The sequence below is a fragment of the Nostoc sp. DedQUE05 genome (assembly GCF_034530955.1).
Classification (GTDB): Bacteria; Cyanobacteriota; Cyanobacteriia; order Cyanobacteriales; family Nostocaceae; genus Nostoc.
The window spans coordinates 106,756-129,921 of record NZ_JAVRCB010000020.1 but is presented as its reverse complement, the minus strand read 5'-3'; the positions used below and the strand labels follow the sequence as shown (position 1 = coordinate 129,921).

Below are 23,166 nucleotides of genomic sequence, written 5' to 3'. Positions count from 1 at the left end.
TTCCTCCCAAAAATTTGAGCTATATTTACGCTGGATATAATAATTTGGCTACCGTTTGTACATCTTTGTCACCACGTCCAGAGCAGTTAATTACAATCCGAGGACTGCCGGTTAGTTGAGGACAGAGAGTTTCGAGATAAGCGATCGCATGGGCTGTTTCTAATGCCGGGATAATCCCTTCCAATTTCGCTAATCGCTGGAATGCCTCCAAAGCCTCGGCATCCGTCACGCTATAGTATTCAGCGCGACCAATATCTTTCAAATAACTATGTTCTGGCCCCACACCGGGATAATCTAACCCCGCACTAATTGAGTGTGCCTCAATGATTTGCCCATCTTCATCTTGCAGCAGGTAGCTCATTGCTCCGTGCAATACACCAACTCGTCCTTTTGTCAAGGTTGCGGCGTGTTTTTCGGTATTGACACCTTCGCCGGCTGCCTCAACCCCAATGAAGCGTACAGAAGACTCATTAATAAACTCATAAAATAGTCCCATCGCATTGGAACCACCACCCACACAAGCCAAGAGAATATCAGGTAATCCACCCCACTTTTCGATTGCTTGAGCGCGAGTTTCTTCGCCGATTATTGCATGGAAATCACGTACCATCATCGGGTAAGGATGAGGCCCTGCTACCGAACCCAGAATGTAGTGAGTTGTTTCTACATTTGTCACCCAATCGCGGATTGCTTCAGAAGTAGCATCCTTCAAAGTTCCGGTTCCCGCCTCCACCGGACGCACTTCTGCCCCCATCAACCGCATTCTAAACACATTTAAAGCTTGGCGTTCCATGTCCTGAACGCCCATGTAAATTATGCATTCCAGCCCAAAACGAGCGCAAACTGTAGCTGTAGCCACTCCATGTTGTCCAGCACCCGTTTCGGCAATAATCCGTTGCTTACCCATGCGTTTAGCCAACAATACTTGACCAACAGCATTATTGATTTTGTGAGCGCCAGTATGATTTAAATCTTCACGTTTCAAGTAAATTTGTGGCCCGGTGCGATCGGGTCTAGCATAATGATCAGTCAGGCGTTCAGCAAAATACAATGGTGTCGCACGTCCTACATAGTCTCGTAACAACTGCTGTAGTTCTGCTTGAAAACCAGGGTCATTGCGGTATTGCTGATAAGCTGTTTCTAATTCAGCCAAGGCAGGCATGAGCGTTTCAGGTACATACTTACCGCCAAAGCGTCCGAAGCGGCCGAGTGTATCTGGAACCTGAGCAGTTGAACTTGGAGATAGGGGAGTGGTAGTCACAGGCTGTTTTTGATGACGGGAATCACTTAATTATAGAAAAGTCTGAAGCATATCTGGGGAATGGGGAATTGGGAATAGGAGAATAATAGTCCTAAAGACTTAGCTTGGTGAAGCTTTGCTTATAGCGTTTCTCGCTTGGATGCAATACAGTTTGACCTCACTTCCATTCCTCTCTCCTAAAAGGAGAGAGGCTTTGAATCTTACTCCCCAACGCTAGTAGGGAAGGGGCTGGGGGTTAGGTCTGTATTTCATACAATTGAGAATCGCTATATTCTCATGCAGAAGATGGGAACGAGAGTAATGCCATTGTTTCGACTAACAATGGCATTGCAGGTCAAAGAACTTGTGAGTAAACTGTAGTTTTCTTCCCGCGTCGGGAATGGGATTAGGTTTTGCCCTCTTCTTTTCCAGATGACGCGAAAAGTCAGGAAGAGATTAACCCAAAGCGGACTTTAATTCACTTTCCGCTTGTTGCAATGCATCTGGTAATTTACTTGCATCGCGTCCGCCGGCTTGGGCTAGGTTTGGTCTTCCACCGCCGCCGCCACCGCAAATTTTAGCGATCGCACCCACAAATTTACCAGCTTGCAAACCTTTTTTGTTCACTTCTGGACTAAAAGCTGCAACTATACTCACTTTTCCCTCTTCGGGAACAGAACCTAGTACCACTGCACCGTTACCAATTTTTTGTAATAAACGTTCGGCTGCGGTTTTCAATGATTCTGGATCGACATCTTCTAATTGGGCGACAATAATTTTAGAATCGCCTACAGTTTGGGCTGTTTGTAGCAAGCTGTCTGATTTTGCGATCGCTAGCTGTACCTTTAAGGTTTCTAGTTCCTTCTGGCTATTTCTCAGTTCGCTTTGCAGACTTGTGATTCTGTCTGGTAATTCTTCGGGTTTAACTTTAAAGCGATCGCTCAAATCTTTAACTACTTTATCCCGCAGATTCAGATAATCTAAGATTGCTGGCCCCGAAACAGCTTCAATCCGCCGCACGCCAGAAGCCACGCCAGCTTCCGAGATAATCTTGAAGACGCCAATTTCAGCAGTATTACTTACGTGAGTTCCACCGCATAGTTCCATTGATACGCTAGGAAAGTCAATCACGCGCACTTCCTCACCGTATTTTTCTCCGAACATGGCAACAGCACCTCTAGCTTTCGCCTCGGCTATTGGTAATACTTCCACCTTGGCAGCATGAGCCTCAGCAATCCAAGTGTTCACTTGTTCTTCAACTTGTTGGACTTCCTCTGCTGTCAACGCGCGGGGACAGTTGAAGTCGAAGCGCAACCTATCAAAGGAAACCAGAGAACCTGCTTGAGATATCCCCTCATCAACAATTTTTTTCAATGCCGCTTGCAATAGGTGCGTTGCGGTATGGTTGGCTTGGGCGCGACGGCGACAAGCCGGATCGATTTGAGCGGTGACGCGATCGCCTACGCGCAGTGTACCGCGTTCGATGCGTCCGAAGTGAACAAAGAAATCAGATTCTTTTTTAACGTCTTCTACGCGAACTACGATACCATCACCAGAGATATAACCGCGATCGCCAATTTGTCCCCCAGATTCACCATAAAATGGCGTTTTGTCAAGGACAATTTGTACCTGTGTCCCCGCTTCTGCTTCTTCTTGGGAAACACCTTCTACCAAAATTGCTTCGACTTTCGCCGTCGCCGTTGGTTGAGTGTAGCCTAAGAATTCGGTGACTTGGATGTGTTCTGCTAGTTTGTCGAGGGAACCTTGTACAGTTAAATCGATAGTTTCATGTGCTGCTTTGGCACGTTCCACCTGTTTTTGCATTTCGGCATTGAATCCCGCGTCATCTACTGTCAGATTATTTTCCTCAGCAACTTCTTGAGTAAGTTCGAGGGGAAACCCGTAGGTGTCATAAAGGGTAAATGCACTTTCACCACTAATTTGAGTTTCCCCTCGCTGTTTCACCTCTTGAATGATTTCTTCTAGGAGTTTTTCGCCTCTATCCAGAGTTCTGAGGAAATTAGACTCTTCCCGTTGCAACTCAGCTTTAATTGCTGCTTCTCGTTGGCGCACATTGGGGTAAGCTGATTCGGAAAGAGCGATCGCAGTTTCAGCAACTTGGGTAGTAAATTCACCAGAAATCCCAATTAATCGCCCATGACGCACTACCCGCCGAATTAATCGCCGCAGCACATAACCGCGTCCGACATTGGAAGCGCGAATTTCATCAGCGATCATGTGGATGACAGCACGAACGTGATCGCCAATGACTTTTAGGGAAGTTTTAGTTTTTTCATCACTGCTGTGGTAATCAACACCAGCAATTTTTCCTGCTGTTTGGATGATTGGAAAAATCAGGTCAGTTTCGTAGTTATTCGGCACTTTTTGGAGAATTTGCGCCATTCTATCCAAACCCATGCCGGTGTCGATGTTTTTGTTTTGTAGCGGCGTTAAATTCCCAGAAGCATCCCGGTTATATTGCATAAACACGAGATTGTAAAACTCGATGAACCGGGAATCGTCTTCTAAATCTATATTTTCGTCACCCCGTTCTGGGTGAAAGTCATAATAAATTTCGGAACAAGGGCCACAAGGGCCAGTCGGCCCAGATACCCAAAAATTATCGTCTTCGCCCAAGCGTTTAATTCTCGCTACCGACACACCGATTCGATCGCGCCAAATTCCAAAGGCTTCATCATCATCTTCAAAAACGCTGACGACGAGATTTTGGGGGGAAAAGCCAAAGACTTGCGTGGAGATTTCCCAACCCCAAGCGATCGCTTGTTCTTTAAAATAATCACCAAAGCTGAAGTTACCCAGCATCTCAAAAAAGGTGTGATGCCGTTTGGTGCGTCCGACATTTTCGATGTCGTTGGTACGGATACACTTTTGCGAAGTCGTAGCCCGCTTAAATTCTGGTGTGCGCTGCCCTAAGAATATTGGCTTAAATGGTAGCATCCCCGCGATCGTCAGCAGTACAGTTGGATCTTCTGGCACGAGGGAGGCACTTGGAAGAATTTGGTGTTCCCGTTGGGCAAAGAAGTCGAGAAATATGTTGCGAATTTCGTTACCGCTTAGGTACTGGGGATTTGAAGACATAGGTGTTTTTAACTTTAGACTTGAGACTTAGGCGTAGCGGCACTAGGTAGGTGTATTTTCATAAATAGCTTTATATATTCTTGCATTTTGTTTCATATTACTGCCAGCGAATTCTGCCATTGGGCGATATATATGCAGTTACTAGGATGCTATTAAGCTACTATCTCACTTTGGCAGGATGTCCATAGGCGTAGCCCGTCGTAAACATCGCATTTCAATGCTTAAAATTAATCATTAAGAAATACTTTAAAAATCCCATACTGAGGTAGCAAATGGCACTAAAACTGAAAGTATCAAATATTGCTTTTGAGGGATGTGCAAAAATAATTACTAGGTTAGAGAACCTGAAGTCAAAGTGGATGTCGATATTAACGCTAAAACTGTCACGGTGGAGTCCGAAGCTTCTGAGGAGTCAATCAAACAGGTAATTGTTGCTGCTGGTGGTTACGCTGGAGAAGGTTATCGATCGGATTTCAGCTTTTCACAGAAGAAGTTTAGACTTTAATATCTCAAGCGACACTAACAAAATTTTTTTATATTTTCTGCCTGTAGAAAGGCAAAATAGAAATAACTTCCCCAAATTAGTAGCAGGTTTTGACATAACTTTTTATTTAGCTTTGTTTTCTAAATTTATGATGTTACAGCAAATAAAAAAAACGTGAATTAAGTAAATAGGCAATTCTAGATAATACGTCGGCAGAAATCTTTTATTTCTCCTGCTAACGCATTGTTTTTTTGGTTTAAATTTCACTGAAATTATAAATTTTTACCCGACAACTTCTGTCTTTATTTAGATGGGAGGTAAGCCCCAAAAAGCTACTGTACATAGCAGAAGGTAGTTTTGCTGTGTATATTATATATATTTTAAATACTTTTTAATATGCGATTTAAGCCTAGCTTATAAATAAAAAGGCTAAAAACTTTTATGGAAAATAATATTTTGAATTGCATAATAGAATTTCGGATTTTATAACTTAATTAAAAATTTTTATATTTTCTTTATTTTTCTACTTGTAAATAAATTTATTTACCTAACGCAATGATTATTGCAAACTATTGATTTCGGTAATTTCATCATGTAAATAGTACTTAAAAGACTACGAAAAAAATTTTTATACATGTAAATAATATTCAGTATTTTTACTGTTTTAAAAATAAACTGTAAAGAAGACATTAGTTATTAGAGAGGAATATTTCCGAAACGGTAGTAGTAAACATAAAGTCTTCAAATGAGATTAAGTTTGGAATTTCACTATCTAATCGATGCTTAAAAAACAATATGAAAAACAATATAATTGAGCCTAAAACATAATATTTAGTATTAGACGACAAAAGCAGTAGTTACCCAAGTGAATTTATTTAAAATTTAAATAGGATAAAAAATAAAGCAATGAATATTTCTATTCTGATCTTTGGAAAAAATAATTTTATCGCCACACTTCCAGATCAGATCCGTTATGCGACTGCTTTTAGTGTAGAAGTTATAGACAATTTGGATCGAGCAGTGTCGCGGATTAAAACAACACCCCCCGATATAATCCTGGTGCAGGCTAGCCTGGATAATAGTATGGAACTCTGCGGTTGGTTGAAAGATCAAACAAAACTATCGTGGATATATTGTATTCTTTTCGAGGATCGTTCCCAGCAGCTTACTGAGCGAAATAAAGGTTGGCATAGGGAATTGGAAATGAGTGCTGCGGCACTAAAGCAAGGAGCCGATGCATATATTTGGCATCTTATTGAAGAAAAAACAGACTATAGCTTGGCAGAGTTGACTGCCAATCATGGACTAATACTTGCTCAATTGACAGTTGGTTTGCGGAAAGCACAAAAATACCGAGATTTGATTCGGACAAATGATATGTTATCTGCGATCGCCTTAGCCGATTCCTTGACAGAATTAAATAATCGTCGTGCTTTAGAATGGGACTTACCAAGGCAAATTCAAAGAGCGAGAACTCAAAAAACTTCCTTGAGCTTGATTATTCTGGATGTAGATCATTTCAAAAAAGTTAACGATACTCATGGGCATTTAATAGGCGATCGCATTTTGCAAGTATTATGTCAACGTTTGCGCCACAATCTGCGCTGCCAAGATACAGCATTCCGCTATGGTGGCGAAGAATTTGTAATTCTTCTAGCTAACACTACCGATGACGAAGCACTATTAGTAGCACGTCGTCTCAATCGCGTAGTCAGCGACGAACCATTTGCACTCAACAATAAACTGACAATTAATGTCACCATTAGTTTGGGTACAGCCTCTCTGCAAGCTGAGGATGACGAGAAAGGAGAGAGTCTGCTGCATCGTGCCGATCAATGTTTGTTACAGGCTAAAACCTCTGGGCGTAATCGGGTGATTAACTCCAGCTACCTATCTCATCATGGCTCACATTTGAAAGTTGTTTCTTCGTGAAAGTTAGGAACGTCTAATCAGACATTGAGTGATGAACGGCTCAAATTAACAATTTATTTGGGTACTAATCTTACTTTCAAAAGTGCGATCGCCTGAATTAAAGTTTTTATTCATACATTTAATTCTAAATAAATATCCTGGTGTTAGTTAGACGGCGTTCTCTGTTTGGGAATACTGAGAATTAAAGATAGTCTAAACAGTGGTGTTGAAGGTGGGGTCGAATAGTGATTGCCACAGGTTGAGTGGGTTATCTTTATATGTGTTGATTAGTGCGGAGGTATATACATGAGGATAACTGCTGAAGAGTTGTTGCAGCGATATACTGCTGGGGAAAGAGATTTTACTGGGGTTGATTTGAGTTGGGCTGACTTGAGTGGTATCAATCTTACTGGAGCTAACTTGAGTTTTGCCAATTTGAGTAGTGCTAATCTCATCGGTTCCAATTTGAGTGGTGCTAACTTGTTTAGAATCAGGTTGGATAATGCGGAATTGGTGGGTGCTAACTTCGCTGGGGCTAATTTGAGAAGAGCAAAGTTGGAAAGTGTTTACGTGAGAGGAAGTGCTAACTTCGCTGGGACTGACTTCAGAGATGCCTCCCTGACTGTTCTTTTCGAGGGCGTTAATCTGACGGGGGCTGACCTCAGTGGTGCTGATTTGTATCGGTCTTGCCTGGAAGATACTATCTTGAGAGATGCTAACCTGACTAGTGCCGATTTGACTAACGTTTCTTTCAGGAATGTTGACTTTACCAATACCAATTTGATGAATGTCACCAATATGAGTTTTGACAGTCATGATACTGTTATTCTCCATAACACCACTATGCCAGACGGCAGTATTATCACTGCTAACCGTTGGAGTGGGTAAGGAGTAAAAATTATTCAGTAAAAATTTGTCAGAAATTTTTGAATCGCTAATTTCTTCTGCCATGAGAGAAGCAGACAATCCAGCAGCAAAGTCATCAGGTATATCGCCTTTCTCATCCCAAAATATTTTTCTGTTTTTTTCAATCTTTTCTTGAATAAATGTATGGTGTCACTCAAAAGAGACTTATGACCTTAACCCTGAACTTGCCACCAGAATTAGAACAGTATCTTGCAAGCATCCCCCAAACTATGCTCTAAAATTTATCTAATTATCTAAATTCATTAAAGCCTTAACTTATGCTTCTTACCGAACTTATACCGCTACTTAAAGAATTATCCCACACTGATAAACTTTTACTAATGCATTTACTGGCAACCGAATTGTTAAAGGAATCAAGTTTAGTCCCATTGGATGCTCAAGACAAAATAGCTAGTCTTGGCTTATATGATTCTTTTGAAGCTGCTGCTGTTTTAGCGAAGGCATTAGCAGAAGAAAAAGCGGCAACACATGGTTGATAAAGTTAGATTTGCATTTACTGAGGTAAATCCAGAACTTGGTGCATTAAGTACGTTGCCTTATCTACCTCTAATTCTTACTTATGAAAATCGTTCAGTAAGTGTATCAGGCTTGCTAGATACTGGCTCTACTGTCAACGTATTGCCCTACGAAATCGGGTTAAGGCTGGGAGCAGTTTGGGAACGTCAAAGACTCTCCGTTCCATTGGGTGGTAATCTGGCTAGGTTTGAGGCGAGGGCATTGGTGTTGATGGCGAATGTTGAACAATTTCCGACAGTAGAGTTAGCTTTTGCTTGGACAAAAGATAGAAATGCCCCATTGATTTTAGGACACATGAATTTCTTTTTAGCGTTTGATGTGTGCTTCTATCGTTCTGAATTAGCGTTTGAAATTAGCTCTAAAATAGTCTGATGGAAATAGTGAAACCCAACATCATATATTAGGTTAATGTTGGGTTTCACAGCATTCAACTACCTTGATTCGGCGGTGTTGCTTCCGGTGGCGTTTCTGCTGGGGGAGCGAGTACCGCATCCGGCGCAATTTCTTCTACAGGAATCGGTTGCTTATCCTCAATTTCAAAATCTGGTTGCGCTGCTTCCACCAATTCAGGAGATGGGGGATGTGGGGGAATCGCTTCCGGTACACTCTCGGTTTTTGCTTCGGTGTCGGTAGTAACTGTCTCCTCTGCTGGTTGTTCTGGTATGACAATAGTTTTGTCAATAATCTCAACAGCAGGTTTCTCTGACATTACAGAGATAATATCTTCAGGTTTAGGGGTTGTGGGTGTCTTTTTACTCACAGTCTGCTGCACCTTGTCTTTCGCGCCACTGAAAGTGTTACCCAGACCTTTTTGCAACTGGCCCAGCCGTTCCTGAAGCGACAACTTATTCACCTGTTCCTGAATGCCAGTTTTTACTGTCTCAGCACTGGGTACTTGGGTTTGTTGTACCTGCGGGGTCAATTGCCGACGTAATGATAGAGTTTGCCAGCCAAACCAGACCAAAAGAGCCACACTAGCCACATGACCGAGCAACAAACCCCCAGTAATGCGTGGTGCAAACACCCATAAGACTAAGGCGTAGAATAATCCTACACCACTCCAGATAAAGTCATTCTTGCGGTGGATTTCTGGGAAAAAGAAAGCTGCTATGTAAATGGCTAAACTACCAAGACCGACCACCAAAGCTAGGACATATGCCAGCATTATTTGGTTACTCCTTACTACGTCCTTTAATTATTTCAATTTTGCAAATTTTGCCAGTCAATTGTTGATTTAGATACAATTTAAAATTAATTATCCCTGTTAGTTGTGGATTTTTGTCATTTATTCAAGTCTTAAGGTCTTCTTTAGGAGAGAAGGGAAAATATCGGACTACCCTTAAAGTAAAAGGATCTGCAAGAGTTAGCCAGAAATTTTTTATGACACTACAAAGCTTTGGTGTGATTGGATTAGCCGTTATGGGTGAGAACATCGCTCTAAACGTAGAGCGCAATGGCTTCCCAATTGCAGTTTACAACCGCTCCCGAGAAAAAACGGATGCGTTTATGGCGCAGCGTGCGCCAGGACGGAACGTCAAAGCCGCCTTTACTCTAGAAGAATTCGTTGCCTTATTGGAACGTCCCCGCAAAATTCTAGTGATGGTGCAAGCTGGTAAGCCAGTGGATGCGGTGATTGCTCAACTCAAACCTTTGTTAGACGAAGGCGATATCATTATCGACGGTGGCAACTCTTGGTTTGAAGATACGGAACGACGCACTCAGGAACTAGAACCGGCTGGACTTCGGTTTATCGGGATGGGTGTCAGCGGTGGTGAAGAAGGTGCGCTAAATGGGCCTTCACTCATGCCAGGAGGTACAGAAAGCTCCTACGAGTATCTATCGCCAATTTTTAATAAAATTGCTGCCCAAGTTGACGATGGTCCTTGCGTAACCTATTGTGGTCCTGGTGGCGCCGGTCACTACGTCAAAATGGTACACAACGGCATTGAGTATGGCGATATGCAGCTGATTGCTGAAGCCTACGACTTGCTGAAAAATGTTGCTGGACTAGACCATAATCAGCTACACGAAGTTTTTACCGAATGGAACACTACCGACGAACTCAATTCGTTTTTGATTGAAATTACGGCAAAGATTTTCCCCTACATTGATCCAGAAACAAATCTACCCTTAGTCGATTTGATTGTTGATGCCGCAGGGCAAAAGGGAACCGGACGCTGGACAGTGCAAACTGCAATGGATTTGGGTGTTTCTGTACCAACAATCATTGCAGCGGTGAACGCCCGGATCATGTCTTCCTTCAAAAAAGAACGGGTAGCAGCATCCAAGATACTTACAGGCCCTTCTGGCAAGTATGAGGGAGATACCAAAGCCTTTATCAACATGGTGCGAGATGCCCTGTATTGCTCGAAAATCTGTTCTTACGCTCAGGGCATGGCACTGCTAGCTACAGCTTCAAAAACCTATAATTTTAACTTGAATTTAGGTGAAATGGCACGGATTTGGAAGGGTGGCTGTATTATTCGTGCTGGATTTTTGAATAAGATTAAGAAGGCATTTAACGAAAATCCAGCGCCACCTAACCTGCTATTAGCCCCGGAATTCAAGCAGACGATTCTCGACAGACAAACAGCTTGGCGGGAAGTGTTGGCAACAGCAGCAAAACTGGGAATTCCAGTGCCAGCATTCAGTGCGTCATTAGATTATTTTGACAGCTATCGACGCGATCGCTTGCCCCAAAACCTCACTCAAGCTCAACGCGACTACTTCGGGGCGCACACCTACGAGCGACTTGATAAGCCCGGAGCTTTCCACACCGAATGGACACCGATTTCTGAAGCATCAGTGCAAACTTCCACACCAAGAGAGCTGCAAACTTCAGAACCAACTACACCTACAACACCTACAACTTCTCCAAAAGTTTAGAGAGTTTTAAATTGTAAATTTTAAAGTGGCTCTGTAAAGAGCCACTTTTTTTGTTCAGTTATCACTGTTAATTGTTAAGCTAATACACATTAGACCTCTTGCAAAAGTCCTTAACACCCCACCCCCAATCCCTCTTTGCTTGCGAGGAGGGGAGTGTTTGTCTTACTCAAATGCGGGGTGGGGTTCTTTATTTTTGATTTATGCAAGAGGTCTAATTAACTTGCATATTTTTCATTTTAGAGAAAAGGCATCAATCTTTCTCTCTTGTTCCTCTGCCTCTCTGCTGCCTAAATGTGCTTTCTTAGATGTATAACAGCTTATGTCTTTTTCACTACCTTAATATTAAGAGTTATTATTACCAAGATATTTGGTTTTTAATTCTTCTAATTCTTCATCTATTTTGCTTTTACTAGAAGGCTGAGGTGTCGGGTTTGGTGGCTGTATTTTATTTGGTTGAGGTTTACTACTACCCATAAATTGGGTTTTCATTTCTTCTAATTCTTTCTCAAGTTGACTAGGAGATTTCGATAAAAAAGCGGGTGGAGAATTTGGTGGTGATTGAGAGATAGGCTTTGGTGCAATCGCTGGTGCTGCTACTTGTGGCTGTTGATTTAAGTCTTTGAGAACTTCATCTACTGTTTGATAACGCCGAATTGGAATACTTTCTAGCATCTTGTTGAGAATGCGACTCAACTGATTACTAACAGGAGTTTGTAAATATTGCTGCCAAACCCAAGTATCGTTGCTGGTATCATAAGAATCGAAGGGCGATCGCGCTGTTAATAAATTAATACAAGTCGCACCTAAACTATAAATATCACTAGCAAAAATAGCCCTACCTCTCATTTGTTCCGGGGCAACATATTCTGGACTACCAATAGTAGTACCAGTTTTACTTAAGGCAGCGCCAGTGGCAGATTTAGCAGCACCAAAATCTACTAATACTAGTTTGCGATCGCTCTCGCGTAAAATAATATTTTCTGGCTTAATATCTCGGTGAATTACGTGTCTAGCGTGACAAAATTGCAATACGGGTAATAAATCATTTAGTAATTGCCAGATTTCTATTTCACTAAAAGCACCCCTATGTGCTAATTCTTGGGCTAAGTTTTGCCCGTCGATAAATTCTTGTACAAGATACTGCCGAGCTTCTTGGGTAAAATATGCCAGTAGTTCGGGAATTTGGGGATGTTTACCCAATTCATCTAACTGCACCGCTTCTTGATTAAATAACTCTACGGCTTTTGCCAGAGTGCTAGTGCCTTGAGATTGAGGATAAAATTGCTTAATTACGCAGCGTGGTTTTGAGGGTTTATCCTCATCCATAGCTAAGAAAGTTTTGCCAAAACCACCTTGTCCGATTGGTTTGATAGCACGATAACGTTCTTTGAGGAGTAATTTTGCACCGCAAGTTACGCAAAAATTGACATGATTGGGATTTTCAGGCTTAGGACAATGAGGGTTAAGGCAGTAGCTCATACAGGCGATCGCTCTTATATCTCTTTATTTTACTGGCGTTAAGGGTGGAGACTTTTGCGAATCCGTTAAAATATGAGCGATCTCTACGACGGGCTATTCGGCGTCGCACTACTAACTAGTACAATAAGCTCGTTTTGAGGGTTTGTACTAAGCACAAAGCGTGCTTAGAAGATAAGCACTAAATTCCTTACTACGAACTTTTTAGGAGAAATAAAAAGGTACAGAGAAAGTAAATTTATTTATAGGGTTTCCCCCTGCTCCCTGCCCCCTGCCCCTTTTCCTCTTTCTAACTTCCGTCCTGCTAACTACCCCATACCTTCCATAACTGGATGGAAGTAAAAGGCGAACCCCAACACTGTATAAGCAGCTAATAACAAAGTGCCTTCCAGCCAATTAGACTTTCCGTCGGAACTAATACTGTTGGCAATCAACACTGACACAACTACAGCGACTAATTCAAAGGGTTTGAAATCCAAATCCATTGGTTGCCCCAATACCCGCCCTGCTATAACTAACACGGGTGCAACAAATAAGGCAATCTGCATACTCGATCCCACAGCTACCGAAAGAGAAAGATCCATCTTGTCTTTCATCGCCACGGTGACTGCTGTAGCGTGTTCAGCCGCGTTACCGACGATGGGAACCAAAATTACCCCTGTAAACAGCGCCGTTAAACCTAGCTGAGATGTAGCCACTTCCAGAGAATCGACCAACATTTCTGACTCAAGTGCCACTAGCAAGGTACATACTAGCAGCACGCCAACCCACAACATCATATTTGGTTTTTTATGAGGAATCTCCTCTTCTTCTGTTTCCGCAACACCCACATCATATAAATAGGAGTGGGTTTTCATCGAAAATAGCAGCGTTAGGGCGTAAACCAAGATTAAAACTACGGCAACAGCAATAGAAAGATTTTGCAATGTTTGTTCGTTGATTCCTTGAGAAGTATAGTTCATTGCTGTTGGCATCAAAATCGCAATCACTGCCAAATTCATCGAAGCAGCATTCACCCGCGCCACAATTGGCTGAAATGTCTGTTCTTTGTAGCGCAGTCCTCCCAAAAGCATGGAAAAACCCATCACTAGTAGTAAGTTGCTAATAATCGATCCCGTGATACTGGCTTTGACTACATCTATTAACCCAGCGTTCAACGCTACTAAGGCAATGATTAATTCTGTAGCATTGCCAAAGGTGGCGTTTAACAAGCCCCCCAGCGATGGCCCAACTACGACAGCAATTTCTTCTGTTGCTGTACCCATCCAAGCTGCTAAGGGCAGAATAGCTAATCCGGCTGTAATGAAAACTGCCAATTCTCCCCACTCCAGAAAGTGGGCTGCTAAGGAAACTGGGATAAACAGAAGTAAAGCGAAAAGAATAATGTTTTTGGTTGACATTTGTTGTCTTAAGTTGAGGGTATCATTCACAGCGAGCAATCCTAAGTTTCAAATTTGGAGTGTTGAATTAACAATCACTTTGATTCAGCACTCCCATAGGATACTCTCAACCGCCTGTAGAGCAATTCAGAAATTGTACTGTTTTCCGTTCAAGGTTGCAGATGTTGTGTAAAGCAAAATTGCGATATAATGAGTTTTCGTAATCTTTTGTTGCAAAACTATGAATTTGAGCCAAAATATTACACCAAAAATGGGGTTTAATATATTAAAAGACAATTAAAATTTTAATTGGCGCTACTAACGAGGAAACCCCTAACTGAGTCTTTGTTCAATGGCTAATTACATTTAAGCCTTTAGGGAAAGGGCTGTGCGATAACGCAGATTTGCCACTACAATGAGGAAGATTTGTCAAAAATTTAGTTAGATTTCATAGTTGTTGTTTATACCGGATTTTGCGCTCAAACCATTGGAGAAAGGTTTACGCACAATGTTTTCGGTGCAACTGTAAGTTTTTTGTTTTGGATAAATATACATGACTTCTGCTGCTGAAATGCCAGCTAGCTCTGGCTCAACGTTAACATTACATTCAGATCCCAAAAACGCTCACGAAACCGATCCCCTGAGAAAGGCTAATGGTGTTTATGTGACGGTGCATGGTCATTTTTACCAGCCACCAAGGGAAAACCCTTATCTGGACGCAATTGAACGCCAACCGAGCGCTGCACCTTTCCATGATTGGAATGAGCGGATTCATTGGGAATGCTATCGTCCAAACGCCTTTGCCAGAGTCTTAAATGACCAAGGTGAAGTGGTGGGGATCATCAATAATTACGAGTATTTCAGTTTTAATATTGGCCCAACGCTGATGTCGTGGCTAGAACGCTACGATGTGGAGGTTTATCAGCGCATTTTAGAGGCGGATGCCAAGAGTAGCCAACGCTTGCATGGTCACGGCAATGCGATCGCGCAAGTATACAATCACATCATCATGCCTCTGGCGAACGAGCGCGACAAATATACCCAAATTCGCTGGGGTAAAGAAGACTTCCGCTCCCGCTTTGGCCGCGATCCCGAAGGAATGTGGCTAGCAGAAACTGCTGTAGACTACGCCACCCTAGAAGCTCTTGTGGCTGAGGGTATTCGCTTCATTGTCCTGGCACCATCTCAAGCCCTGCGTTGCCGTCCCCTCCCGACTCCAGATCGTCCCCATCCTGAATGGATCGAAGTCGGTGGTAGTCAGATTGATTCCACCCGTCCCTATCGTTGTTATTTGAAGCCGACGCTAGATACTTCATCTTCACCTCTGAGTGCGATGGGCTACGCCCCGCCGGAGGCGATCGCCACTAGCCCCAACGATAGTAGTACAGAAGAATTACCCTACATTGATATCTTCTTTTACGACGGGCCGATATCGCGGGATATGGGTTTTAGTGATGTGGTTTATAATTCCAGTCACTTTGCCGGACGTATTGGTTCGGCAGTACGTGGGGATCATCGTCTGGCACAGTTGATTTCTGTGGCGACAGATGGAGAAACCTTCGGACATCACAAAAAGGGAACAGAGAAAACTTTAGCCTACGCCTTTACCAAAGACTTTCCTCAACAGGGTTGGACGGTGACGAACTTCGCCCACTACCTGAGCTTAAATTCTCCCAGTTGGGAAGTGGAATTAAAGTCAGTCACAGCCTGGAGTTGCGCCCACGGTGTCGGCAGATGGGAGGATGACTGTGGTTGCGGTGGGGAAGGCTCAGTTTGGCATCAGAAATGGCGTCGTCCACTGCGGGATGCCCTAAATTGGCTGCGGGATCGGCTAACTGAAGTGTATGCAGAACATGGTAGACAGTTATTTCGCGATCCCTGGCTAGCGCGAGATGAATATATCCAAGTAATACGCGATCGCTCTGCTGGCAATGTCAACCGTTTTCTCGCCCGTCATCAAACTCACAAACTAACCGCAGCCGAACAAGTAGACGCTTTGCGCTTGTTAGAAATGCAGCGTCATGCTTTGTTGATGTTCACTAGTTGTGGCTGGTTTTTTGAAGAAATTTCCCGTCCAGAAGGGACACAAATTCTGCGCTATGCCGCCCGTGCTTTGGAATTGGCAGGGGAAGTGGCCGGCGTGCAGCTAGAAAAAGGCTTCGTCAAACATCTTGGTTTAGCCCCCAGTAATGTGGATCAGTTCAAACACGGTGCGGAAATTTATCGACAACTAGTGTTAACTGCCCAACTTGGCTTTAAGCAAGTTGCAGCCCATTACGCCATTACTTCCCTGTTTACCAATCAGAAACCAGCAGAAACACACAATTCTCTACCGAGAAAAGATGCTGCTGACAAACAGTCTCAGCGTTACCAGAAGCGGGTTTATTGCTATGCTGCCAATGAGCTAGATTACCAACTGCAACGTATGGGATCGCTAACTCTGGCTGTGGGAAATTTAAAGCTGGTATCAGAGATTACTTGGGAAAGTGAGCATTTGGTATTTGCAGTTCTACATTTGGGAGGCTGGGATTTCCACTGTGGCATTCAACAATTTACTGGGCGGCGTGACTACAGCAAATTAAAAGAAAAGCTGTTTGGGGCGCTAAAACAAGCTAGTGCGGCTCATACGATCTTGGCGATGACACAGCTATTTGGAAAAGAAGCTTTTAACTTGCAAAATCTATTTGCTGAAGAACGCCACCGGATTATGCGGCTGTTGAGCCAGGAAACACTGGCACGTTTAGGACAGTTATATACTCAAGCCTACCGTGATAATTACGGTGTGCTGATGGCGTTTCATCGCGATGAAATCGCAGTACCGCAAGAATTGCAGGTGGCAGCAGATATTGCTTTAGGGCATCGCTGTCTGATGACATTACGATCGCTTGAGCAAGAGATTGCCGATCCCCAAAAAAGTTGGAGTCACATCTTAGAATTAGAGGCGATCGCTACTGAAGCAAAACATCTGCGTTGTCAGCTGAATATTCCCGACGGGAAGCAAATGTTAGAACAGTTAATTGCGCGATCGCTCTGGCAATTGTTGCACGATGCCAATGATAGCTTTAATGCAGATATCCAACTATTGGAGCGATTGATTGATGTCGGGGATCAACTAAATATTCATATTTCCCTACAGCGATCGCAGGAACTATACTTTAGTTGTCTGCAAAGTCAGATAGCACCAGTGTGTATTACTAGCGTTGGGAATGAAGGAGATAATCAGTGTCTTCAGTTGCTCAAGTTGGGTAAAAAATTAGCCGTTGATGTTAGCTCGATCTCAAATCAGTTGAAATAGATGTAGGGACGCACGGTAAAATCTCACGCATAGAGAAGGGGAAAATTTCCCCTTCTCTTTTTAATTTGCTTTACCTAACGTGAGAGCGATCGCAATGGTAGGGATAAAGCCACTCACACCTAAAAAGTCCGAAGGTATGTTTCTCAAAAAAGGTTCCTGCGTGGCGGCTACGTGATATATTGATCCCAGCTTTAGTTTTAACCTCATATAGCCAGGGAAAGGCTATTACTAAAACAGTCATGAAGGTGAAGAGGTAAAGAATTGTAGTTTTAATATTGGGGAATCTTCGAGAATTGCTATTGTGATTTTCAGGCATAGAAATAAGAAACGAATAGCCCGTACTATTGTAGCCTAAAGCTGAAAATATCGCCGGAAGCGGGGGTCAATATTATCTGTTTTCTGCTGATTGCAGGTAAGACAGAGGGTTTGTAAATTGCTGATATCATTTTGACCTCCACGGACGAGGGGAATGATATGGTCGATGCTGAGGTGAGTTTCTATAGTAGTTTTACCGCAGCTTTGACACTGGTATTGGTCGCGTTGTAAAACGTATTTTTTTACTTCCGGTGGGATACGAATCCGGGGAGTTTTGCTCATTTGTTTTCTAGTTACTCAGAAATCTTTCCAAGCTAGGTACGTCTACCCAACTTGCTTTTTGATGCGATTCATGAGATAAATCCATCAACAGCTGAGAATAAATTCCTTCGCGTAGTGATGGTGTAATTTCCTGATTGCGGTCAATTCCTTGCACCCATTGGTCTACTACGCGGATAAATGCTGAAATCCGGCCATCAGCATAATTTTTGGGAAAAATTAACCGATTCGGTATTTCTATTTCTGTTAGAGATTTACCTGGCTGGGAACCCCAAACACGAAAACCATGTATATAATCTTTTTGATTTTCACTGCCTACAATTAATGTACCGCGATCGCCATATACTTCTACCCAATGCGTTCTTGCTGCATGAACAACCGCACTGATAGAAAGTTGGCAAGGTGTACCATTGGCTAATTCCAGCGTTAATATACAATTGTCATCTGTATTCACTGCTTTAGATTCCCCGCTAATCGGGTCAACTCGTGTAGGAATAGCAGTAGTTAAATGAGCGTTTAATCTACGCACTGGCCCGAATAACCAGTGAATATAATCGAAGGCGTGAGAACCTAAAGATCCCAATGCACCGCCTCCTTTCTCTTTCTCAGAATACCAATTCCAAGGGCGTGAAACATCAGCACGAGAAGAACCTAACCAATCAATTTTAATGAGGCGTAACTCACCTACATATTTTTCTGACAATAATTCTGCAAACAATTGCCATGCTGGTACAAAGCGAAATTCAAAGTCTACAGTTGCAATGACACTTTTTGCTTTAGCTAACTGATAAAGTTCTTTCGCTTCAAATGCATTTAAAGCTGTTGGTTTTTCTAGTAATAAATGTTTGCCAGCTTGCAGTACAGTTTTTGCCATTTCATAATGCAAAAAAGGCGGTGTCGAAATGCTGACGGCTTGCACTTCTGGTAATGCCACAATATCTGCAAGTGAGTCGGAAGCGTGACGAATATTATGGGATTCTGCTATGGCTTTAGCTTTATTTATATCGCGGTGATAAACAGCAACTACCTCAGTCTGAGAATGTGCTTGGAATCCGGGTATATGGACTTTTTGACCAAATCCAGTGCCTGCGATCGCAACTCCAATCATCTAATTTTTATCCTCATATTTATGCAACTTATTATTTACTTATAATTCACATCTAATATGTAGTTGTATCAAAGTTTATCGGCAATATTTTCCTCCTGCTTTGCGGTTGCTATTGAGTTGATAACATCTAGCGATCGCTCTTTTGAATCTAGTATACTATCAGATAGGCTTATCGTAAAACTCTAATTGTAAAGGGGTAACGATAATGCTCGCCATTGTAAGCTTTAACAGCAGCAAAAGTCACTACAAAGGATTGTAGTAACAGTTTGAATAAAATTAATGACATAAGTATAATTAATAAATTATCTAAAGTATTTTTTATTTGATTAATTGAACCATTAGTAGTCACTGCTAGACTCAAGCTAGTTACTACTAAAATTAAGGATATTGCAATCGCAATAAAAGTATAAAAAGTTAAAGAAATTTGAAAATTTAAGGATTCCTTACCTTGTAAATCAATCCAAGGATATTGAGATTTTTTAAAGTGCCAAATTATGAATGGAGGCAAAATATTTAAAGGTATATATAAAGGAATGCCAATAAATACCAAAAAACCCAATAATATCCACCCTAGCAAAGCCGAGAGATGACACAACATCGCCCATATACGGATTTGTTGTTTAGGTTTTTCTTTCATGGCTTTTTATTGGTAGTGGATTTAGCTGATAATTCCCCACTATAATTATCTATAAAAAAGCCACCAAAGTTAAAATCTGAGTATTTCTCGGTGATAATTGACGAAAAGAGGTTTTATTTGCCAGGTTATGTTTTCTCCTGGTAATATAGCAATCCTATTTGATTCCTGATTACTCGTAAGGATCGGGGACTAGGGACTGGGGACTGGGAAGATAGGAATAAAGGTGTACTGAGTGAGTTTTTTCAGAAATCAAATATGAGTCCTATAGTGCAACTTCTATCATAGTTAGGTTAAGCAACTCGAAGTAGCAAACACAACTGTTTGGTTCAGATTGTGGTATAATTCACAACTTTTAAGTATACCTGCGTAGGCGTAGCTAGTTGATACCGTGTCCGCTTAAAAACTTATCATTGAGATCGCAGAGATGCAGATAAGAGAGGTTTTTGGGCTTTTTGCTTCCCTCTTTTGGCATAAAGTTTCGCAGATTGCACTGCTAAAGATGGCCTTGGCGTAGCTTTTTGACGTAAAACCTTTGAGAATTTCATCAACGCGATCGCAATCTGAAAATAGTCTGAAAGTTTACATTCAGTACTGGCGAAAATAGCAACTATCTTTTGGGATACCTAATAGCAAGGTTTTTCTAAATAAAGGATGAATCCAATAAATCTGTTTGCGATCGCGTTCAGGAGGATGTATGACTTAACGTATAAGTTATATCAGATGAGTTTGCTTGAATTTGTATATCTATCCTACTTTTCCTACCTTTCCTACTTTTCCTACTTTCAATTAAATTGTTTTAATTCGTATTTAAAATCACGAATCATAAAAAACATTTTTTTCAAAAGAAAGGTAAAATATAAGCCATAAGAGGGAAGAAAGCCCCGAAATAAATTAGTTAGTTTTAAAAGCCAGTAATTAAACCGATCGTATTAATAAATATCAGTGCAACTACATCGATTACGTTGGTTACAATTTTTTATTTAAATATATCAAAAAAAATTGATAAAACTTAAACATGAAAGTGACATAATTATGAATCAATAATTAATTAATTAAATATTTCCTTAAGTTAATAACTGGAGATTAAAAAACTGGTTTATGGCACGACGTTCGTTGAAAGCATCTATTGTAGGTATTGAGAAAGCAAAAAAGGCTTTTAAAATTAGAGAATGGACGCAAGAATATTTAGCTAGCGAGATAGGACTTGAGACTCGGCAACCAATCTGGAAATTTTTTACAGGCAAGCCGATTGAGCGTCAGAACTTTATGGAAATATGCTTTCGACTCGGTTTAGATTGGCAAGATATTGCTGAACTACCCAATCAGAAGCTACTGACAGAAAACAACCAGGAATGGGAAAGGGAAAACTGCCAAGATACCGAAAGCTTAGTGCAAATGTTGCGATCGCGTCTAAGTGATAAGATTAAATGCCAATGTGGCACTACCAGATTGTTAGATATCGATCGACCAATTCAACTAGAAGAAATTTATGTCAGCACCAATATTCTGAATAATATTACAAGTCGAAGATGGGTAGATATCCTCGACCTACAAAGCTTCATTCCCGAAGAGTTCGACTGTTTTACTTTTAATCAACTTTATCAAGAACGAGTTTCTGCAATTCAAGCAGTTATCACCTATCCCAAACTCATGGTACTAGGTAAACCAGGGTCTGGTAAAACTACGTTTTTACAGTATATTGCCATGCAATGCAATCAAGGCAAATTACTATCAGACCGGATACCAATTTTTATTCGCTTGAAAAACTTTGCCGAGGATGCTAGAGAATCCGGAAATTACAGTTTATTGAACTATATTAGTCAAGAGCTTGCCAACTGCGGTGCTTCAGACCAAGAAATTCAAACATTACTAGTTAGTGGCAAAATATTAATTCTACTGGATGGCTTAGATGAAATTCCAGAAGATGATAACGCCAAAATTATCACTAAAATTCGTAGTTTTGCTGCAACTTATTACCAAAATAAGTTGATTCTAACATGTCGTATCGGTTATCAACAGTATCAGTTTGAAGAATTTAGCGATGTTGAAATTGCTGATTTTGATTGTTCTCAAATTGAGGCTTTTGTGCAAAATTGGTTTGTCAACGTTAGCAAAAATTCCATCGAAAAAGGAAAAGCCTTAGCTTGTCAGTTCGTGCAAAAATTACAGTTATTAGAGAATCAACAAATTCGAGAACTAGCTGTCAGACCACTTTTGCTTAATTTGGCTTGTTGTGTGTTTCAAGCTGGCTCGGACTTTCCAATTAGAAGGGTCGAATTTTACAGACAAGGATTGGACATTTTGCTCAATCGCTGGGATAAAGTGAGGAACATTAAACGAGATGAAATTTATCTTCATTTGTCTTTAGCTCAGAAGATTGAACTGCTGAGTCAAATTGCTGCTAGTACGTTTAAACAAGGTCATTACTTTTTCACACAAAGTATTGTCGAGCAATACATTACGGACTACCTCTGTAACTTACCCATAGCCCAAACTGAGCCTGGTATGCTGCAACTCAACAGTGAAGCAGTGCTGAAATTGCTTGAAACACATGGATTACTAATAGAGCAGGCGCAGGGAATTTACTCGTTTTCGCATATAGCTTTTCAGGAGTATTTAACAGCTAAAAATATTGTTACTAGGGCTAACCCCCAAATATTAGAAAAAAAATTAATCGATCTGGTTAGTCATTTAACTGAACCACGTTGGCGCAAAATTTTTTTACTAACCGTTGGGATGTTGGATAATCCCACTTGTCTGTTGCAATTAATGAAGCAACATATCGATCGGCTTGTCGCCTTTGACCGGCAATTAGAAAATTTCTTCAACTGGCTTAACCATAAGTCTCTTTCAGTTCAGTCTACTCATAAAAGAGTAGCTATTCGTGCCTTTTATCTAACCCTAGAACTTCTCGACGATCTGAGCTTGACTAATGACTTGGCTTTTTCTCTTGGCATCGATCTCAGACTTACTAGCAATCTTACCCCTGATTTAGCTTTAGATATAACTCTTCAGTGTGCCCTTCACTTAAGCGTTGCCCTCTCTAACGAGCCGACTTTAGATCGAGTTTTGGCTTTAAACTTTGCTCTTTCTGATGACCGAATTCTTGTCTGTCACCCTGAGTTACAGCATTCTTTGCAAAAACTCAAAGAACAATTACCAACCCCAGTTCAAGGCAGAGAAAAGTTAAAAGAATGGTGGAATGCTAACGGTCAAACTTGGGCTAATAATTTGAGGTTGGTGATAGTTCAGTGTCGCAACATTGGTCATCAATGGCAGTTCAGCGAGGAGCACAAAGAAATACTCAAGCAGTACTACACTGCCAGTCAGTTATTGGTAGATTGCCTTAATAGTGCTTGTAAAGTAACTCCCACCGTACCAGAGAGTCTTTTAGCAACGTTATTGTTACCCACCCCTAAAATATTGATGAAATACGGCAGCTAGCAGCTTTATGAAGGATAGTAGTAACAAGTTTTAAACTACTCTTTTCCGAGTTAGTATATGTAGTATAAAATTTTTAGCAAAATTTCGTCCATTGGCTGAAATTGAAGCCTGAATCTATGTATTCAACTACACATTTTTGAACTGACTCAGCAACTAACGTTGCTAGTTTG

Annotated in this window: 15 protein-coding genes and 2 pseudogenes; 8 read left to right on the top strand and 9 right to left on the bottom strand. The window is 41.4% G+C overall.

The window, feature by feature from the left end:
* Positions 1-25: 25 nt before the first annotated feature.
* Complete coding sequence (gene trpB, locus RMZ42_RS16990) at positions 26-1,261, bottom strand: tryptophan synthase subunit beta (protein WP_322672484.1); 1,236 nt, start codon at positions 1,259-1,261, stop codon at positions 26-28.
* Between the two features lie 435 nt (positions 1,262-1,696).
* On the bottom strand, positions 1,697-4,339 hold the full coding sequence (alaS, locus tag RMZ42_RS16985) for an alanine--tRNA ligase (RefSeq protein WP_322672483.1): 2,643 nt from the start codon (positions 4,337-4,339) through the stop codon (positions 1,697-1,699).
* 272 nt (positions 4,340-4,611) lie between these two features.
* On the opposite strand from alaS, the pseudogene RMZ42_RS16980 reads away from it, so the two are divergent.
* The 5 genes and pseudogenes from RMZ42_RS16980 to RMZ42_RS16960 all read left to right on the top strand — a co-directional run bounded on the left by RMZ42_RS16980 (position 4,612) and on the right by RMZ42_RS16960 (position 8,549).
* Positions 4,612-4,844 (top strand): annotated as a pseudogene (locus RMZ42_RS16980) (heavy-metal-associated domain-containing protein).
* Positions 4,845-5,729: 885 nt separating this feature from the next.
* Entirely contained in the window at positions 5,730-6,755 is a 1,026-nt protein-coding gene (locus RMZ42_RS16975; protein ID WP_322672482.1) for a diguanylate cyclase, read from the top strand.
* 285 nt (positions 6,756-7,040) lie between these two features.
* Complete coding sequence (locus RMZ42_RS34730; RefSeq protein ID WP_416211818.1) at positions 7,041-7,622, top strand: pentapeptide repeat-containing protein; 582 nt, start codon at positions 7,041-7,043, stop codon at positions 7,620-7,622.
* 296 nt (positions 7,623-7,918) lie between these two features.
* Positions 7,919-8,137, top strand: coding sequence for a hypothetical protein (locus tag RMZ42_RS16965; RefSeq protein WP_322672480.1), 219 nt, complete (start codon positions 7,919-7,921; stop codon positions 8,135-8,137).
* On the top strand, positions 8,130-8,549 hold the full coding sequence (locus tag RMZ42_RS16960) for a hypothetical protein (RefSeq protein ID WP_322672479.1): 420 nt from the start codon (positions 8,130-8,132) through the stop codon (positions 8,547-8,549). Before RMZ42_RS16965 ends, RMZ42_RS16960 begins: the two co-directional genes overlap by 8 nt.
* A gap of 55 nt (positions 8,550-8,604) precedes the next feature.
* Here the strand turns inward: RMZ42_RS16960 and RMZ42_RS16955 are convergent, their stop codons facing one another.
* Entirely contained in the window at positions 8,605-9,342 is a 738-nt protein-coding gene (locus RMZ42_RS16955; protein WP_322672478.1) for a Ycf66 family protein, read from the bottom strand.
* Positions 9,343-9,557: 215 nt separating this feature from the next.
* On the opposite strand from RMZ42_RS16955, the pseudogene gndA reads away from it, so the two are divergent.
* A pseudogene (gene gndA, locus RMZ42_RS16950) lies at positions 9,558-10,979 on the top strand (NADP-dependent phosphogluconate dehydrogenase); the annotation flags it as partial.
* A 426-nt stretch (positions 10,980-11,405) separates the two neighbouring features.
* Here gndA and RMZ42_RS16945 read toward each other — a convergent pair.
* Together RMZ42_RS16945 and cax are read right to left on the bottom strand one after the other, a co-directional pair.
* Positions 11,406-12,542, bottom strand: coding sequence for a serine/threonine-protein kinase (locus RMZ42_RS16945; RefSeq protein ID WP_322672477.1), 1,137 nt, complete (start codon positions 12,540-12,542; stop codon positions 11,406-11,408).
* A gap of 305 nt (positions 12,543-12,847) precedes the next feature.
* The gene (gene cax, locus RMZ42_RS16940; protein WP_322672476.1) at positions 12,848-13,939 is read right to left on the bottom strand and encodes a calcium/proton exchanger; all 1,092 of its coding nucleotides are present in this window, start codon (positions 13,937-13,939) and stop codon (positions 12,848-12,850) included.
* Between the two features lie 532 nt (positions 13,940-14,471).
* Between cax and RMZ42_RS16935 the strand changes: the two genes are divergently transcribed.
* The gene (locus RMZ42_RS16935) at positions 14,472-17,213 is read left to right on the top strand and encodes a DUF3536 domain-containing protein (RefSeq protein WP_322672475.1); all 2,742 of its coding nucleotides are present in this window, start codon (positions 14,472-14,474) and stop codon (positions 17,211-17,213) included.
* Positions 17,214-17,283: 70 nt separating this feature from the next.
* Here the strand turns inward: RMZ42_RS16935 and RMZ42_RS16930 are convergent, their stop codons facing one another.
* The 4 genes from RMZ42_RS16930 to RMZ42_RS16915 all read right to left on the bottom strand — a co-directional run bounded on the left by RMZ42_RS16930 (position 17,284) and on the right by RMZ42_RS16915 (position 19,552).
* Complete coding sequence (locus RMZ42_RS16930) at positions 17,284-17,529, bottom strand: hypothetical protein (protein ID WP_322672474.1); 246 nt, start codon at positions 17,527-17,529, stop codon at positions 17,284-17,286.
* A 35-nt stretch (positions 17,530-17,564) separates the two neighbouring features.
* Positions 17,565-17,810, bottom strand: coding sequence for an HNH endonuclease (locus RMZ42_RS16925; RefSeq protein WP_322672473.1), 246 nt, complete (start codon positions 17,808-17,810; stop codon positions 17,565-17,567).
* A gap of 7 nt (positions 17,811-17,817) precedes the next feature.
* Complete coding sequence (locus RMZ42_RS16920; RefSeq protein WP_322672472.1) at positions 17,818-18,915, bottom strand: Gfo/Idh/MocA family oxidoreductase; 1,098 nt, start codon at positions 18,913-18,915, stop codon at positions 17,818-17,820.
* 169 nt (positions 18,916-19,084) lie between these two features.
* Complete coding sequence (locus RMZ42_RS16915; protein WP_322672471.1) at positions 19,085-19,552, bottom strand: DUF4870 domain-containing protein; 468 nt, start codon at positions 19,550-19,552, stop codon at positions 19,085-19,087.
* 1,098 nt (positions 19,553-20,650) lie between these two features.
* On the opposite strand from RMZ42_RS16915, the gene RMZ42_RS16910 reads away from it, so the two are divergent.
* Positions 20,651-22,996 (top strand): NACHT domain-containing NTPase, encoded by a 2,346-nt coding sequence (locus RMZ42_RS16910; protein ID WP_322672470.1) that lies wholly within the window; start codon positions 20,651-20,653, stop codon positions 22,994-22,996.
* Positions 22,997-23,166 lie beyond the last annotated feature (170 nt).

Coding starts and splice junctions, on each gene's coding strand:
- alaS (WP_322672483.1), bottom strand. CDS start 4,339: ATGTCTTCAAATCCCCAGTACCTAAGCGGTAACGAAATTCGCAACATA.
- RMZ42_RS16975 (WP_322672482.1), top strand. CDS start 5,730: ATGAATATTTCTATTCTGATCTTTGGAAAAAATAATTTTATCGCCACA.
- RMZ42_RS34730 (WP_416211818.1), top strand. CDS start 7,041: ATGAGGATAACTGCTGAAGAGTTGTTGCAGCGATATACTGCTGGGGAA.
- RMZ42_RS16965 (WP_322672480.1), top strand. CDS start 7,919: ATGCTTCTTACCGAACTTATACCGCTACTTAAAGAATTATCCCACACT.
- RMZ42_RS16960 (WP_322672479.1), top strand. CDS start 8,130: ATGGTTGATAAAGTTAGATTTGCATTTACTGAGGTAAATCCAGAACTT.
- RMZ42_RS16955 (WP_322672478.1), bottom strand. CDS start 9,342: ATGCTGGCATATGTCCTAGCTTTGGTGGTCGGTCTTGGTAGTTTAGCC.
- RMZ42_RS16945 (WP_322672477.1), bottom strand. CDS start 12,542: ATGAGCTACTGCCTTAACCCTCATTGTCCTAAGCCTGAAAATCCCAAT.
- cax (WP_322672476.1), bottom strand. CDS start 13,939: ATGTCAACCAAAAACATTATTCTTTTCGCTTTACTTCTGTTTATCCCA.
- RMZ42_RS16935 (WP_322672475.1), top strand. CDS start 14,472: ATGACTTCTGCTGCTGAAATGCCAGCTAGCTCTGGCTCAACGTTAACA.
- RMZ42_RS16930 (WP_322672474.1), bottom strand. CDS start 17,529: ATGCCTGAAAATCACAATAGCAATTCTCGAAGATTCCCCAATATTAAA.
- RMZ42_RS16925 (WP_322672473.1), bottom strand. CDS start 17,810: ATGAGCAAAACTCCCCGGATTCGTATCCCACCGGAAGTAAAAAAATAC.
- RMZ42_RS16920 (WP_322672472.1), bottom strand. CDS start 18,915: ATGATTGGAGTTGCGATCGCAGGCACTGGATTTGGTCAAAAAGTCCAT.
- RMZ42_RS16915 (WP_322672471.1), bottom strand. CDS start 19,552: ATGAAAGAAAAACCTAAACAACAAATCCGTATATGGGCGATGTTGTGT.
- RMZ42_RS16910 (WP_322672470.1), top strand. CDS start 20,651: ATGGCACGACGTTCGTTGAAAGCATCTATTGTAGGTATTGAGAAAGCA.